This is a genomic window from Streptomyces sp. NPDC008121, from assembly GCF_042957155.1.
Taxonomy (GTDB): Bacteria; Actinomycetota; Actinomycetes; order Streptomycetales; family Streptomycetaceae; genus Streptomyces.
Map to the genome: position 1 here is coordinate 43,384 of NZ_JBIBHT010000005.1, position 14,729 is coordinate 58,112.

Genomic DNA, 14,729 nt, shown 5'->3' on the forward strand with positions numbered 1-14,729 from the left:
GCCGCCCGGCCATCACCGGCCCCGGACAGCACCCTGTGGCGCATGGCACGTTGTGAGGTCTGCGGAAACGATTACGGCATGTCCTTCGAGGTGCACGCGCAGGGCGCCGTGCACGTCTTCGACTGCTTCTCCTGCGCCATTCACCGCATGGCGCCCATCTGCGAGCACTGCCGGGTCCAGATCATCGGCCAGGGCGTCGAGGTCCAGGGCAAGTGGTACTGCGGCGGGCACTGCGCCCGCGCGGAGGGAAAGGTGGGCATCGTCGACCACGTCTAGAAGTAGCGGCGGACGTGCGCGGCGGACCGGCCCCCGGGGCTCAGGCGGGCGGCCTCCCGTGGGCCGGATCACACGGGTCCGCCGCCCGGTCCGCGCCGTCCCCGTCTGCGCCGCGCCCGTCCGGCCCCCTCCGGCACCCGCCGCGAGGGGGCCGTCCGCGACGTTGTACCGTCGACGGCGTGTACCGCTTCCTGTTGTCCCGGCAGTGGGTGATCCTCACCCTCATCGCCCTCGTCCTCATCCCCGTGATGATCGAGCTGGGTTTCTGGCAGTTCCACCGGCACGAGCGCCGGGTCGCCCAGAACGCCCTGATCGCGGACAACCTCCAGGCGAAGCCCGTACCCGTCGAGTCGCTCACCTCCCCCGGTCACACCGTGCCCCGCGCCGACTACTGGCGGGCGGTCACCGCCACCGGCACCTTCGACACCGCGCACGAGGTCGTCGTCCGCCGCCGGACCTCCGCCGACGAGAAGATCGGCGTCCTCGTACTGACCCCGCTGGTCCTCCAGGACGGGCGGACCGTCCTGGTCAACCGCGGCTGGATCCCCGCCGCCCCCGACCAGAAGGCCTACCCCGAGGTCCCGCCCGCCCCCCAGGGCGAGGTCACCGTCACCGGCCGTCTCAAGGCCGACGAGACGACCGGCGCCAGCGGCATCAAGGACCTGCGCGGGCTGCCGGACCGTCAGGTCATGCTGATCAACAGCGCCCAGCAGGCCGAGCTGACGGGCCGTGAGGTACTGGGCGGCTACCTGGAGCAGACGGCGCCCGAACCGGCCGGCGACTCCCCCGAGCTGATCCCGGAGCCCGACCACGACTCGATCGGCGCGCACATGGCGTACGCCGTGCAGTGGTGGCTCTTCGCGTCGGGCGTACCGGTCGGCTGGGTGATCCTGGTTCGCCGGGAGAAGCGCGACCGCGAGGCCGCCCGCGATACGGACGGTGGCAGTGGTGCCCCCGAGCCCGCTGTGGCTGCGGTGTAGCCCACTCCCGACATCTGATTGACCGTTGCCTCTTTCGGGAACACGCCAGAGCGTGACGCAACGTATCGACGACTATGCCCTCATCGGTGATCTGCAGACCGCCGCCCTCGTCGGACGCGACGGGTCGATCGACTGGCTGTGCCTGCCGCGCTTCGACTCGGCCGCCTGCTTCGCCGCGATCCTCGGCGACGAGGACAACGGTCACTGGCGGATCGCGCCCAAGGGGGCGGGGAACTGCGCGAGCCGGAGCTACGCCGGCGACTCGCTCGTCCTGGAGACGTACTGGCAGACCCGCACCGGCACCGTCAAGGTCGTCGACTTCATGCCGCAGCGCGACACGTCGCCCGACCTCATGCGGATCGTGGAGGGCGTCAGCGGCACGGTGGAGATGAGCTCGGTGCTGAAACTGCGCTTCGACTACGGCTCGGTGGTGCCGTGGATACGGCGCACCGACGGCCACCGGGTGGCGATCGCGGGCCCCGACTCGGTGTGGCTGCGCAGCGAACCGCCGGTCAAGACCTGGGGCCAGCAGTTCTCCACCTGCTCGGCGTTCACGGTCAAGGAGGGCGAGAAGGTCGCGTTCGTCCTCACCTGGCACCCCTCCCACGAAGCGCGCCCCCCGCTGATCGATCCGTTCCAGGCGCTGGAGGAGTCCCTGGCGGAGTGGCGGGAGTGGTCCTCCCAGTGCACCTACGAGGGTCCGTACCGCGACGCGGTGATGCGCTCCCTGATCACCCTCAAGGCGCTGACCTACGCCCCGACGGGCGGCATCGTGGCCGCGCCCACCACCTCCCTGCCGGAGGAGATCGGGGGCGTACGGAACTGGGACTACCGCTCCTGCTGGCTGCGCGACTCCACCCTGACGCTCGGAGTGCTGCTCTCCGCCGGCTATGTCGACGAGGCGGCGGCGTGGCGCGACTGGCTGCTGCGCGCGGTGGCGGGCGACCCGGCCGATCTGCAGATCATGTACGGGCCCGCCGGGGAGCGGCGGCTGCCCGAGATGACGCTCCCCTGGCTGCGCGGCCACGCGGAGTCGGCGCCGGTCCGGATCGGGAACGCGGCCGTGGACCAGTTCCAGCTCGACGTCTACGGCGAGGTCATGGACTCGCTCCACCGGTCGCGGGAGGCCGGGATCCCGCCCGAGCGGCACGCCTGGAACCTCCAGCTGAGCCTGCTCGGCTTCCTGGAGTCGACCTGGCGGGAGCCGGACGAGGGGCTGTGGGAGGTGCGCGGTCCCCGGCGCCACTTCGTCCACTCGAAGGTGATGGCCTGGGTCGGCGCCGACCGGGCGGTCCGCACGCTGGAGTCCGATCCGACGCTGCCGGGGGACGTCGCGCGGTGGCGGGAGATGCGGGACGCCATCCACGCGGAGGTGTGCGAGAAGGGGTACGACCCCGAGCGCAACACCTTCACCCAGTCCTACGGCTCACGCGAGCTGGACGCGGCGACGCTCCTCATCCCCCAGGTCGGCTTCCTCCCGCCGGACGACCCCCGGGTGGTGGGGACGGTGGACGCGGTGCGCAAGGAGCTGACGCAGGGCGGACTGCTGCTGCGGTACGACACCGAGGGCGTCTCCGTCGACGGTCTGCCGGGGCGGGAGGGGACCTTCCTCGCCTGCTCCTTCTGGCTGGCGAACGCGCTCTGGCTGATCGGGCGGAAGGGGGAGGCGAAGGAGCTGTTCGAGCGGCTTCTGGAGCTGTGCAACGACGTGGGGCTGCTGGCGGAGGAGTACGACCCGGTGGCCCGGCGGCAGCTGGGGAACTTCCCGCAGGCGTTCAGCCATGTCGGTCTGGTGGGCACGGCGTTCGTGCTGAGCGGGGCGGAGCCCGTGCCGCCCGGCGAGGAGGTCGCGCCGCCGGGGGCACGGGTCGGCCCTGCCGGGGAGCAGGCCCCGCCGGCCCGGAGCGGTCCTTCCGACGAGGCCCGGCCTTCGGAGGGGGAGGTCGCGCCGTCCGAGCGGGGCACGGCAGGATAGCCGCATGGATCTTGGACTGAAGGACCGTGTGTACGTGGTGACCGGGGCGACGCGGGGGCTCGGCCGGGCCTCGGCCGAGGCGCTGCTCGCCGAGGGCGCGAAGGTGGTGATCACCGGGCGCGAGGAGAAGACGGTCGCCGAGGCGGTGGACCGGCTGGGGCCGGGGGCGGCGGGCGTCGTCGCCGACAACGCCGACCCGGAGGCGGCGGAACGGGTGATCGCCGAGGCGCGGTCCCGGTTCGGCCGGTTCGACGGGATCCTGGTCAGCGTGGGCGGCCCGGCGCCGGGTTTCGCCGCCGACAACACCGACGAGCAGTGGGCGACGGCGTTCGACACGGTCTTCCTCGGGGCGGTGCGGATGGCCCGGACGGCGGCGGAGACGCTGACCGAGGGCGGGGTCATCGGCTTCGTCCTGTCGGGCTCGGTCCACGAGCCGATCCCCGGGCTCACGATCTCCAACGGGCTGCGCCCCGGTCTCGCCGGCTTCGCCAAGTCCCTCGCGAACGACCTGGGCCCGCGGGGCATCCGGGTCGTCGGCGTCCTGCCGGGGCGGATCGACACGGACCGGATCCGTTCGCTGGACGCCCTCTCGGGCGATCCGGACGCCTCGAGGGCGGCGAGCGAGGCGACGATTCCGCTGCGCCGGTACGGCACGCCCGAGGAGTACGGCCGTACGGCGGCGTTCCTGCTGTCGCCGGCCGCCTCGTACGTCACGGGCGTGATGGTCCCGGTGGACGGCGGCGCCCGGCACGGCTTCTGAGCCGGAGCCGGGCGGGGGCGGGAGCGTCCCGGGGCCCGCGAGGACCGCGGGCCCCGGTGGACCGTCGGTGTCGAGGAGCCTCAGGTGACGCGGCGGGCCCGGTGTTTGACGGCCCGCAGCCGGGCCTCGGCCGGGAGGGAATCCAGCCCCGCCGAGGTACGGGCATGGGCCAGGGTGTCGTCGGTCAGCGTGGTCAGGGTCCCGCCCGGGGAGGCGTGCGGCTCCAGGAGCAGGGCGATCCGGGCGCGCGGGGCGGTGCGGCGGCCGGTGAGGGCGATCCGGGCGCGGGCGACGCCGTCCTGCGCGGCGGCGTCCGCCTCCAGGACGTCCACCAGGGTCCGGCCCCGCACCATCGCGCCCTCCCCGTCGCCGGTGTCGACCAGCAGCTCCGCGAGCCGGGCCCGGCGGAACTGCGCGATCAGCCACCACAGGGCCAGGAGCACCACGATCCCCAGGACGGCGATGACCACCGGCCACCACCAGCCCTCGTCCGCCCAGCGCCGCCGGTCGGCCTCGCTGAGCAGGACGTCGGACGGGCCGGACCAGGGCCACCAGGACGGCACGGACAGGCCGTAGCCGGCGGCGAGGACCGCGCCGCCGAGGACGAGGAGGACCAGCCCGGCCAGCCCGAGCACGATCCGGTTGACCCGGCGGAGTACGACCGTCATCGACTCATCCCTTCTTCGGGGGCCGGGCGACCCGTACCGTCGGCGCCGGCGGGTGGGCGAGTCCGAGTCCGTCGATGCCCTTGGTCACCACGCCCTCCAGGTCGCTCCGTACCTCGTCCAGTGCGCGGAAGTGCGAGACGGCCCGCACCGCCACCTTCCGCCGCCCCATCTTCACCCACACGGACTGCACGCCGGAGACCTCCATCGCCCGGTCGCGCAGCGCCAGCGCGGCGGCGTCCCGGTCGAGCCCCGCCCGGACGTCCGCGTGGTCGCGCCGCATCGGCAGCACGGCCCGCAGGCCAGGGGTGAGCGCGAGCAGGAGGAGCCAGAGGCCGATCACGGCGGCCACGGCGGCGCCGACCCGGACCCAGGTGTCGTCCAGCGGCCGGGTCGCCAGCTCGTCGGCGAGGACGCGCCGCCACCGCATGGCGGAGTGCTCCGTGCGGACCGCCGCGACGTCGTAGAGGAGCAGTCCCGCGCCGCCGAGGATCACGGCGGCGAGGACGGCGGCGGGGATCCGCCGTACGGCCCAGAAGCGGGGCGCGCGGGCGGCGGGCGTCCGGTCGCGCCCGGCCTGCGGCGCCTCGCCGTCCGCCGGGGTCCGGTCGTCCGCGTCCGCGCGGGCGTCGGTGGTCATCGCAGGTTCCCCTTCCCGGAGTCGCGGACGGTGCGCGGGGAATGCAGCCGTTCCACGTGGACGGCCACGTCGGGGACGTCCAGGCCCGCCAGCTCCCGCACCCGCCGCGTCACCTGTCGGCGAACCTCTCCGCACTGCCGGCCGAGGTCGGTGGGGTAGCCCAGTTCGAGGCTGACGGAGACGCGCGCCGTGTCCCGGTGCACGACGACGGAGGCGTGCGGCGCCGAGCCGCCCCGCGGGAGGGACCCGAGCGCCTCCCGGGCCGCCTGCGCGGCGATCTTCGCGACGACCCGGTCGGCGATCGTCGTCGCGCCGCGCCCGGCCGCCCCCACCGGCTCATCCACTGCCACTCCCGGTCACCCGCGCCGGTCGCGTTCACGACCGTGGAAGAAGTCACGGGCTTCCATGTCCCCGTCGAGGAGGCGACCGGCGATGAAACCGATCGCTCCCAACGCGGCGACCAGCACGAACGCCCCGAAGCCGCCGAAGTATCCGGCGAAGCCAAGGGCCATTCCGGCCACCATCCCGATCACAGCCATGTTCATGTCCGACCACCGACCCATTCCGCCGAGCGTCCGCGGCTACTGAAGCCGCTGCTCCGGCTCCTCTTCCTCGTCCTCGGGCAACTTCACATCGCTGACGGCGATGTTCACTTCGACGACCTGAAGGCCGGTCATGCGTTCGACGGCGGCGATCACGTTCTCGCGGACCTCGCCGGCCACATCGGAGATGGAGACGCCGTAGTCGACGACGATCTCCAGGTCGAGAGCGGTCTGGACCTCGCCGACCTCGGCCTTCACGCCACGGGTGGCACCGGACTTGGTACCGCCGCCGGGAACCTTGTCGCGGACGGCGCCGAAGGTGCGGGACAGTCCGCTTCCCATGGCGTGGACGCCGACGACATCGCGGGCCGCGAGGCCGGCGATCTTCTCGACGACCCCGTCGGCGATGGTGGTCCGGCCCCGGGTGGCGGGGGCTCCGCCGCCGCGCTTGGTCATGGACGTGTCGTCGGAGTGTGCGGTGTCACTCATGCCGTTCATCCTTTCCGGGCTGTTATGGGGTTACTTGCCCACATTAAGTGCGCATGCCCCGTCTTGCGCCGTGGATACGGCAGGCTGGCCCTATGACGACGGCTGAGAATTGGGCGGCGCCGGTACGCAAGCGCCTGGGTCCGGGCAGGCTGCTGCCGCTCGGGGAGGCGACGGACGGCGCGTGGCTGACGGAGGAGGCGGCGCGCGGGGTGCTGCTGGCGGCGGCGGCCTCGGTACGGGGCGTGCTGCCGGGGACCTTGCGCGTGGGGCTCGTGGAGCCGGGCGGGACGGAGCCGTTCCCCGTACCGCCGGGCGGGCTGCCGCCGGGGCCCCTGCGGATCACGGCGGAGTTCGCCGCGAGGGACAGCACACCGCTGCCCGGGCTCGCGCAGGCGCTGCGGGAGGCCCTGTTCGCTGCGGCGGAGACGGCGTTGGGGCTGGTGGTGGTGGAGGTGGACCTGCGGGTGACGGACCTGGTGGAGGGCGGGGACGCCGAGCGGAATTCGCCGCCCGCCACTCCCCCGCCCGGGCGAACCTCGCCGGCCGCCTCGGCCCCGGAGGCCCTGGCGGCCCTCGCGGTCGACGGCGTGGCCGCGCTCACGGACGTGCTGGGCTCGCCGGTCCACCGCGCCGAGGACGGCCTGCGGATGGAGGTGGCGGTGACGGCCGGCCACCGCGCCTTGGACGTGGCGAAGGCGGTCCGCGCCCGGGTGGCCGCGACCGCCCCGGAGGCGGCCGCGGTCACGGTCCTGATCACGGAGATCCGCTGAGGCGCCGGGGACACGCTTCCGCCCGGGGCCCCGGGCGGGCTCCCGCTCCGGCGGGTGGCTCGGGGCGACGCTACGTTCGAAAACAGGCCCTAGTCGCCGAGGCCCGCGAGGTCGCGCAGGCGACGGGCCTGGGCGGCGCGTTCGGCGGTGCGCTGGTCTTCGTAGGAGCGGCCGGAGACGCCCTGGAGCAGCGCCTTCGTCTCGACGACGGCGTCGCGCGGCGCGGCGAGGAGGGCGGCGCCGAGGTCCCGTACGGCGTCGTCCAGCTCGGACGCGGGCACGGCGATGTTGGCGAGGCCGATGCGCTCGGCTTCGTCGGCGCGGACGAAACGGCCGGTGGCGCAGATTTCGAGCGCGCGGGCGTATCCCACGAGGGAGACGAGCGGGTGGGTGCCGGTCAGGTCCGGCACGAGGCCCAGGCTGGTCTCGCGCATGGCGAATTGCACGTCCTCGGCGACGACCCGCAGGTCGCAGGCGAGGGCGAGCTGGAACCCGGCACCGATGGCGTGCCCCTGGACGGCCGCGATCGACACGATGTCGCTGCGGCGCCACCAGGTGAAGGCCTCCTGGTACTCGGCGATGACCGCGTCCAGGTCTTCGTCCGACCCGCGTGCCAGGTCCAGGAAGGACGGCTCCCCGTCGAAGCCCTCGGGCGTGAAAGCCTGCCGGTCGAGCCCGGCGGAGAAGGACGCACCCTCACCGCGCAGGACCACGAGCCGCACGCTGCCCGGCAACGACCGGCCGGCCTCCGTCAACGCCCGCCACAGAGCGGGAGACTGAGCGTTGCGCTTCGCCGGATTGGTCAAGGTCACCGTGGCAACGGCGTCCTCGACGGTGAGCCGTACACCGTCCTTGTCGAACACGAGCACAGAGTCGAGCGAAGTCATGGGGCGCCTCCGGTTCCGGTGCAGCACAGCTAAGTGACTGCACAGTAACCACCCGGTCGACCACACGGTCGACCGGGTGGCCACCGCGAAAGACGGTGGACCGGACGAGCCGCGCCCCGATGTCAGGCCGAGGGCGCCTTCTTGCCCCGTGTCGCCCCGCCGCGTCCACGCAGCGTGACTCCGGATTCGCTGAGCATCCGGTGGACGAATCCGTAGGAGCGGCCCGTTTCCTCGGCCAGCGCCCGGATGCTCGCACCGGAGTCGTACTTCTTCTTCAGGTCTGCCGCGAGCTTGTCGCGCGCGGCGCCGGTCACCCGGCTGCCCTTCTTCAGAGTCTCGGCCACCCGTGCCTCCTCATGGGAAGTGCGCTCTGGACTTCTCATGATCACCCCTCTCGGACGTCCTGGCCACCCATTCGACAAGGTCTCTGGCACGAGGTTCGCGGACGGGGAAGGGTTCGCCACGACCGGAATGACACATTCCGAGGGGCGGGATCACGGCCCGGGAGCGCGTTGCGCCGCGAAAGGCCAGGTCAGCGGCGCGGCGGGAGAAAGGGCGCGGCGCGACCCTGACGGAAGGATTCCGCACAGGGCCGCGCCCGGAGGATGAGACGCCCTCACTCAGATGAAGGATCACCGATAAGCCGAATGATCCATACCGAGATGATCAGGCGAGTGCCACGAGGTCCTTGTAGTCGGGGCCCCACAGGTCCTCGACGCCGTCCGGGAGCAGGATGATCCGCTCCGGCTCCAGGGCGTCGACCGCGCCCTCGTCGTGGGTGACGAGGACGACCGCGCCCTTGTAGGTGCGCAGCGCGCCGAGGATCTCCTCGCGGCTGGCGGGGTCGAGGTTGTTGGTCGGCTCGTCGAGGAGCAGCACGTTCGCCGAGGAGACCACCAGGGTCGCGAGTGCGAGGCGGGTCTTCTCGCCGCCGGAGAGCACCCCGGCCGGCTTGTCGACGTCGTCGCCGGAGAAGAGGAAGGAACCGAGCGTCTTGCGCACCTCGACGAGGTCGAGGTCGGGCGCGGAGGACCGCATGTTCTCCAGGACGGTGCGCTCCGGGTCGAGCGTCTCGTGCTCCTGGGCGTAGTAGCCGAGCTTGAGGCCGTGGCCGGGGGTGACCTCGCCGGTGTCGGGCTGCTCGGCCCCGGCGAGCAGCCGGAGCAGGGTGGTCTTGCCCGCGCCGTTGAGGCCGAGGATGACGACGCGCGAGCCCTTGTCGATCGCGAGGTTCACATCGGTGAAGATCTCGAGGGAGCCGTACGACTTGGAGAGGCCCTCGGCCGTCAGCGGGGTCTTGCCGCAGGGCGCGGGCTCCGGGAAGCGGAGCTTGGCGACCTTGTCGGAGACCCGGACGGCGTCCAGACCGGACAGCAGCCGCTCGGCGCGCTTGGCCATGTTCTGCGCGGCGACGGTCTTGGTGGCCTTGGCGCGCATCTTGTCGGCCTGGGAGTTGAGGGCCGCGGCCTTCTTCTCGGCGTTCTGCCGCTCGCGCCTGCGGCGCTTCTCGTCGGCCTCGCGCTGCTGCTGGTAGAGCTTCCAGCCCATGTTGTAGACGTCGATGGCGGAGCGGTTGGCGTCCAGGTAGAAGACCTTGTTCACGACGGTCTCGACGAGCTCGACGTCGTGGGAGATGACGATGAAGCCGCCGCGGTAGCTCTTGAGGTAGTCGCGCAGCCAGACGATCGAGTCGGCGTCGAGGTGGTTCGTGGGCTCGTCGAGGAGCAGGGTGTCGGCATCCGAGAAGAGGATCCGGGCCAGCTCGATCCGGCGGCGCTGGCCACCGGAGAGGGTGTGGAGCGGCTGGCCGAGGACCCGGTCGGGCAGGCCGAGGGCGGCGGCGATGGTGGACGCCTCGGCCTCGGCGGCGTACCCGCCCTTGGTGAGGAACTCGGTCTCCTGGCGTTCGTACTGCTTCATCGCCTTCTCGCGGGTGGCGCCGGCACCCGTCGCGATGCGCTCCTCGTTCTGCCGCATCTTGCGCAGCAGGACGTCGAGCCCGCGGGCGGAGAGGACGCGGTCGCGGGCCAGGACGTCGAGGTCGCCGGTGCGCGGGTCCTGCGGGAGGTAGCCGACCTCGCCGGAACGGCTGATGGTGCCGCCGGCGGGCTGGCCCTCGCCGGCGAGGCACTTGGTGAGGGTGGTCTTGCCCGCGCCGTTGCGGCCGACGAGGCCGATGCGGTCGCCCTTGGCGATGCGGAACGAAGCGGACTCGAGGAGGATGCGGGCGCCGGCGCGCAGCTCGATGCCGGAAGCGGTGATCACGGACAGACTCCAGGGCGGGGATGGACGGCGGAAGGGCTCTCGAAGGCGGTTCGACGCCGCTAATGCACGAGGAGAATGGCCATACGGCCAGTCTAACGGGCCCCTGCAACTGGTTTTCGGCCACGCCCGCCCGACGGCCCCGCTCCCCCTTCCCGCCCATGCCCGCCCGACGGCCCCGCTCCCCCTTCCCGCCCATGCCCGACAAAAGGAGCGATCCCGTACGGAGTGCTCGATACTCGGGCACAGGGCGGCGGCCTCTGCCGCGGCGGTGACGCGGAGGGCGGTGCCCCATGCAGTTCGACGACGACGCCGACCTGGACACCTCGGAGGTACGGGACGTCCGCGGCAGCCGGATCCCCGGCGGCCGGGCCACCGTCGGCGGCGGCATCGTCGCGTTCATCGCGTTGATCATCGGTATGTTCTTCGGGGTGGGTCCCGAGCAGCTGGGGCTGTCCTCCGGCGATCCGGCGCCCGTGCCGACCTCGTCGTCGGCGGCCGAGGTGGAGCGCGCCTGCCGGACCGGCGCCGACGCGAACACCCGCGACGACTGCCGGATCGTGGGCGTGGTCAACAGCGTGCAGGACTTCTGGCGCGCGGAGTACGCGCGCCGGGGCGGCCGGTACGGGGACGCGCGCACGGTGGTCTTCGGCGACCGGGTGGGCACGGCCTGCGGCACGGCCACCTCGGCGGTCGGGCCGTTCTACTGCCCCGGTGACCGCCAGGTCTATCTGGACCTGGGCTTCTTCGACGAGCTGCGGACCGCCTTCGGGGCCCGCCGCGGCCCGTTCGCCCAGGCGTACGTGGTGGCGCACGAGTACGGACACCACGTGCAGAACCAGATGGGCACGCTGGCCGGCACCCGGGACGGAGGGCAGGGCGCGGGCTCCCACTCGGTACGGGTCGAGCTGCAGGCGGACTGCTACGCCGGGGTCTGGGCGCGGCACGCGACGACCACCCCGGACGAGAAGACGGGGCGGCCGGTGCTGACCCGGCTGACGGACGAGGACATCCGGGACGGGCTCGACGCGGCGGCCGCAGTGGGCGACGACCGGATCCAGGAGCGGCTCCAGGGCCGGGTGACCCCGGAGAGCTGGACCCACGGTTCGGCGGCGCAGCGGCAGCAGTGGTTCTCCACCGGCTACCGGACCGGCGACATGGCGCGGTGCGACACCTTCCGCTGATTGTCGGCGACGGCTGGGAGACTGAGACCCAGGTCACATTCCGACGGACGATCGAGAAGGAGTGATCGGAATGGCTGAGGCACCCCATATTTGTCCGACCCTGGCGTACCAGGACGCCAAGGGCGCGATCAAGCTGCTCACGGAGGCGTTCGGCTTCACCGACACCGCGGTGTACGAGGGCGAGGACGGCAAGGTCATGCACGCCGAGCTGTCGTACGGCAACGGCATGGTGATGCTCGGCAGCAAGGGCACCGGGAGCGAGTTCGACAAGCTGATGGCCGACGCGGGGCCGGTCGGGGTGTTCGTCCACGTGGACGACGTGGACGAACACCACGCGAGGGCCGTGCGGCACGGGGTCGAGATCCTGATGCCGCCGACGGACCAGGACTACGGCTCGCGGGACTACATGGCCCGGGACGCGGAGGGCAACGTCTGGAGCTTCGGGACGTACACCCCGGGGGCGGCCGCCGCGGGCTAGGGACGGCGGCCGGTCGGACGTCGTACGTCGTACGTCGGGGTGACGGAGCGGAGCCGTGCGTCCGGGTCAGGAGCCGCCCGTGTGGACCTGGAAGGCCGCGCGGCGGACCGCCTTGGCCAGGGCCGGGTCGGGGTGGGCGGCGGCGAGAGCGACCAGGACCTGGACGGTGCGGGGGTGGCCGACGGCCCGGACCTCGTCGAGCAGGGCCGGCACGGTCCCCTGGACGGCGGAGTCGAGGTGGCGGACGAGCAGCGCGCTCTCGCCGTGGTCGGCGACGGCGGCGGCGGTGTCCACCCAGAGCCAGGTCGCCTCCTCGCGGGTGAGCACGTCCGGGGCGTCGTCGGGGTCGGCGCCGTCGTACTCCGCGAGCCAGAGCAGGGCGTACGGGCGGAGCGAGGCCTCCTGGACGGCGGCGCGGACCTCGGCCTCGGCGGGAGCCCCCACGACGCGGAGCGCCTCGAAGGCGAGACCGCGCAGCAGGGCGTCCTCGCCGCGGGCCACGGCCAGCAGTTCGGTGACGGCGCTGGAGAGGGTGCGGGCGGCGAGCCAGGCGCGGTATTCGTCGCGGGCCGGGCCGGGGGTGAGGCGGGCACAGCCGCGCAGCATGTCCTCGGCGGACTGCTCGATGTTGCCGGCCGGGCTCTGGGCGGCGACGCAGATCTGCTCCAGCTTGACCCAGACCGCCCAGTTGCCGAGGGGTGTCAGGGTCGCCTGGCCGGCGCCGAGGGTGAGGGCGCCGACGGCGGCGAGGCCGTCCAGGGCCCAGTCGAGCAGGGCGGAGAGGCCGTCGGCGCCGCACTCCGCGTCGTCGTCGGCCGCGCCGCCGGGCGCGTCGGTGAGGTCGGCCGCGCCGCCGACCGGGTCGGGGGCGCCCTGGGCGGGGACCTCGCAGCGCTCCTCGCGCAGCTCCTCGACGCGCTGCCGCAGCAGGTCGAGGAGGGCGGGCACGAGCACGGGTCCGGCCGAGAGCTGGAGGAGGGAGAGCACCTGGGGCAGGGCCTCGACGACCTCGGCGACGGCGCTGGGCGGCACGTCCTCGGGGGCGGGGTGGACCAGGGACCAGGCGTCGAAGAGGGCGACCCAGCCGCGGAGCACGGCGGAGTCGTCGCGGTCCCAGGCGTGCAGCCGCCAGCCGGGGCGGGCGGTGGCGCCGTGGAGTTCGACGAGTCCGGCGAGCCGGGCGCGGTCCCACCCGGCGCGCACCTGCCCGGGCGTCAGGTGGAGGGCCGCGGCCGCGCGTTCCTGCGCGGTGGGGGCTTCGAGGCCGGCCGGAGGGGTGCCGGTGCCGCGGTCGACGGCCGCCCAGCGGGCGATCCGTACGGCGTCGGCCAGGACGATCCGGGCCTGGCGGGCCAGTTCCGCGCGGGGCGGAGTGCCCTCGGGCGGCCGGGGCGCCGGTCGGGTGCGCCGCGTCGTCACGGCCCGTCGGGCGGTGGCCAGGGCCCGCGGACGGACGAGTCGGAGTCTGGAGTTGCGCGCCAATTGCTCATCAGGCTTTCGAGACGTCACGGGGGCAGTCTTCCCGCTGACGGCCCGAAAGCCCAATCGGACGGCCCATCACCGTCAAACACGGTGGTGCGGAGTGCCGGGGAGCGGCGATGCGGGGTGCCGGAGCGACCCCTGGGGGCTTCAGGGAGTGTCCGGAAAGCGCCGGTGCGCGGCGCGGGCCCGGCGGTGCGCGGCGGGGGTCAGAGCAGCGGGGTGAGGAACCGCCGCAGGGCCTCTTCGTAGCGGACCGGGTCGGCGTTCCACATGGCGGCGTGGGGGGCCTGGCGGACGGTCTGAAGGGAGACCAGTTCGGGGCGCCGGGCGGCCAGTTCGAGGGAGGGTTCCCAGGGCGCGAGGGTGTCGTCGGGCCCGTGGAAGATCAGGGTCGGCACGCGGAGGGAGGCCGGTTCCGGGGGTTCGGGCAGCCGGTCGACGCGGGTCCCGGACCTGCTCTGGGCGGCGTGGACGGCGAACGGCAGCAGCGGGCCGGGGATCCGGCGGGCCGCGGCGAGGTGGCGCAGCGTGGCCTGCGGGTCGAGGACCGGGGAGTCGAGGACGAGGCCGCGGACCCGGTCCCGCAGCCCCGAGTCGGCGGCGGCGCGCAGGGCCATGGTGGCGCCGGTCCCCCAGCCGTGCAGCACGACCTCGGCGGCGCCCCTGCGGACGGCGTAGCGGATGGCCGCGTCGACGTCCCGCCAGGCGGAGTGGCCGAGGTGGGCGAGGCCGTCGGGGGAGGCCGGCGCGCCCTCGTCGCCCCGGTGGGCGACGCACAGGACGGGGATCTGCCGGTGCGTGAGGAAGGGGACGAGGTTGAGGGGGTGCCGCCGGGTGGTGCCGAGGCCGTGCACGGCGATCACCCAGGTGGGGCGGGGGCCGGGGACGAGCCAGCCGGGCAGGCTGCCCAGTTCGCCGGGGATCTCGATGTCCTCGTAGCGGACGCCGAGGGCGGTGCGGGGGGTTCCGGCGTGCAGTTCGGGGGTGAGCCGGACGCGGGCGCCGGGTTCGAGGGTGCCGAGTTCGACGCGTTCGAGCCGGCGGACGACGGTGTCGGGGGTGTGCGGGACCCGGTCGAGGACGGGGCCGACGAAACCGTGGAAGTCGGTGCCCTCGATGCCGTACGTGCCGGGGCGCAGGGAGGCGAGGCTGCGGGTGAGGGTGACCCTGCCGGGTCCCGTGGCGTGCACGGTGAGGCGTGGATCGCCGGGCAGGGGCCGTCCGGACGCCGCCTTCAGGGCGGCGTCGCCCGCGTAGCGGCCGACCGCCACCGCGGCCGCGCCGACACCGATCAGAGTGGTGACGGCCGCTGCCGTCGCTGTAGCCGGGCGCACGGTCT

The 14,729-nt window shown here is 73.5% G+C and carries 17 protein-coding genes; 7 read left to right on the top strand and 10 right to left on the bottom strand.

Going from position 1 to position 14,729, the window contains the following annotated elements; genetic code table 11:
- Positions 1-42 precede the first annotated feature (42 nt).
- The 4 genes from ACFZBD_RS17780 (at position 43) to ACFZBD_RS17795 (ending at position 3,991) form a co-directional block, all read left to right on the top strand.
- Positions 43-276, top strand: coding sequence for a hypothetical protein (locus tag ACFZBD_RS17780; protein WP_391140514.1), 234 nt, complete (start codon positions 43-45; stop codon positions 274-276).
- 179 nt (positions 277-455) lie between these two features.
- Positions 456-1,256, top strand: coding sequence for an SURF1 family cytochrome oxidase biogenesis protein (locus ACFZBD_RS17785; protein ID WP_391140515.1), 801 nt, complete (start codon positions 456-458; stop codon positions 1,254-1,256).
- Positions 1,257-1,308: 52 nt separating this feature from the next.
- Positions 1,309-3,231 carry a glycoside hydrolase family 15 protein gene (locus ACFZBD_RS17790; protein WP_391140516.1) on the top strand — a complete coding sequence of 641 codons (1,923 nt, stop codon included), beginning with the start codon at positions 1,309-1,311 and terminating at the stop codon, positions 3,229-3,231.
- Positions 3,232-3,235: 4 nt separating this feature from the next.
- On the top strand, positions 3,236-3,991 hold the full coding sequence (locus ACFZBD_RS17795; RefSeq protein ID WP_391140517.1) for an SDR family oxidoreductase: 756 nt from the start codon (positions 3,236-3,238) through the stop codon (positions 3,989-3,991).
- Between the two features lie 80 nt (positions 3,992-4,071).
- Here the strand turns inward: ACFZBD_RS17795 and amaP are convergent, their stop codons facing one another.
- The 5 genes from amaP to ACFZBD_RS17820 are packed head-to-tail and all read right to left on the bottom strand — an operon-like array spanning position 4,072 to position 6,327.
- Positions 4,072-4,659 (bottom strand): alkaline shock response membrane anchor protein AmaP, encoded by a 588-nt coding sequence (gene amaP / locus ACFZBD_RS17800; protein ID WP_391140518.1) that lies wholly within the window; start codon positions 4,657-4,659, stop codon positions 4,072-4,074.
- Between the two features lie 4 nt (positions 4,660-4,663).
- The gene (locus ACFZBD_RS17805; RefSeq protein WP_391140519.1) at positions 4,664-5,296 is read right to left on the bottom strand and encodes a DUF6286 domain-containing protein; all 633 of its coding nucleotides are present in this window, start codon (positions 5,294-5,296) and stop codon (positions 4,664-4,666) included.
- Positions 5,293-5,640: a hypothetical protein gene (locus ACFZBD_RS17810; RefSeq protein WP_391140520.1), complete on the bottom strand. Its 348-nt coding sequence runs from the start codon at positions 5,638-5,640 to the stop codon at positions 5,293-5,295. The genes ACFZBD_RS17805 and ACFZBD_RS17810 overlap by 4 nt, the downstream gene beginning before the upstream one ends.
- Positions 5,641-5,652: 12 nt before the next feature.
- Complete coding sequence (locus ACFZBD_RS17815; protein WP_391140521.1) at positions 5,653-5,841, bottom strand: hypothetical protein; 189 nt, start codon at positions 5,839-5,841, stop codon at positions 5,653-5,655.
- A gap of 36 nt (positions 5,842-5,877) precedes the next feature.
- Positions 5,878-6,327: an Asp23/Gls24 family envelope stress response protein gene (locus ACFZBD_RS17820; RefSeq protein WP_391140522.1), complete on the bottom strand. Its 450-nt coding sequence runs from the start codon at positions 6,325-6,327 to the stop codon at positions 5,878-5,880.
- 92 nt (positions 6,328-6,419) lie between these two features.
- On the opposite strand from ACFZBD_RS17820, the gene ACFZBD_RS17825 reads away from it, so the two are divergent.
- Entirely contained in the window at positions 6,420-7,097 is a 678-nt protein-coding gene (locus tag ACFZBD_RS17825) for a hypothetical protein (RefSeq protein ID WP_391140523.1), read from the top strand.
- A gap of 89 nt (positions 7,098-7,186) precedes the next feature.
- Here ACFZBD_RS17825 and ACFZBD_RS17830 read toward each other — a convergent pair whose 3' ends face one another.
- The 3 genes from ACFZBD_RS17830 to ACFZBD_RS17840 form a co-directional block, all read right to left on the bottom strand.
- Complete coding sequence (locus ACFZBD_RS17830; protein ID WP_391140524.1) at positions 7,187-7,984, bottom strand: enoyl-CoA hydratase-related protein; 798 nt, start codon at positions 7,982-7,984, stop codon at positions 7,187-7,189.
- A 122-nt stretch (positions 7,985-8,106) separates the two neighbouring features.
- Positions 8,107-8,328 carry a helix-turn-helix domain-containing protein gene (locus ACFZBD_RS17835; RefSeq protein ID WP_043439149.1) on the bottom strand — a complete coding sequence of 74 codons (222 nt, stop codon included), beginning with the start codon at positions 8,326-8,328 and terminating at the stop codon, positions 8,107-8,109.
- 322 nt (positions 8,329-8,650) lie between these two features.
- A complete protein-coding gene (locus ACFZBD_RS17840) occupies positions 8,651-10,249 on the bottom strand; it encodes an ATP-binding cassette domain-containing protein (RefSeq protein WP_391140525.1) in 1,599 nt (532 codons plus the stop codon).
- Positions 10,250-10,539: 290 nt separating this feature from the next.
- On the opposite strand from ACFZBD_RS17840, the gene ACFZBD_RS17845 reads away from it, so the two are divergent.
- Positions 10,540-11,430 (top strand): neutral zinc metallopeptidase, encoded by an 891-nt coding sequence (locus ACFZBD_RS17845; protein WP_391140526.1) that lies wholly within the window; start codon positions 10,540-10,542, stop codon positions 11,428-11,430.
- A 70-nt stretch (positions 11,431-11,500) separates the two neighbouring features.
- Entirely contained in the window at positions 11,501-11,908 is a 408-nt protein-coding gene (locus ACFZBD_RS17850; protein ID WP_391140527.1) for a VOC family protein, read from the top strand.
- A gap of 66 nt (positions 11,909-11,974) precedes the next feature.
- On the opposite strand, the gene ACFZBD_RS17855 is transcribed toward ACFZBD_RS17850, so the two are convergent.
- Together ACFZBD_RS17855 and ACFZBD_RS17860 are read right to left on the bottom strand one after the other, a co-directional pair.
- A complete protein-coding gene (locus ACFZBD_RS17855) occupies positions 11,975-13,417 on the bottom strand; it encodes a hypothetical protein (protein ID WP_391140528.1) in 1,443 nt (480 codons plus the stop codon).
- Positions 13,418-13,596: 179 nt separating this feature from the next.
- On the bottom strand, positions 13,597-14,724 hold the full coding sequence (locus ACFZBD_RS17860) for an alpha/beta hydrolase (RefSeq protein WP_391140529.1): 1,128 nt from the start codon (positions 14,722-14,724) through the stop codon (positions 13,597-13,599).
- Positions 14,725-14,729: the final 5 nt, after the last annotated feature.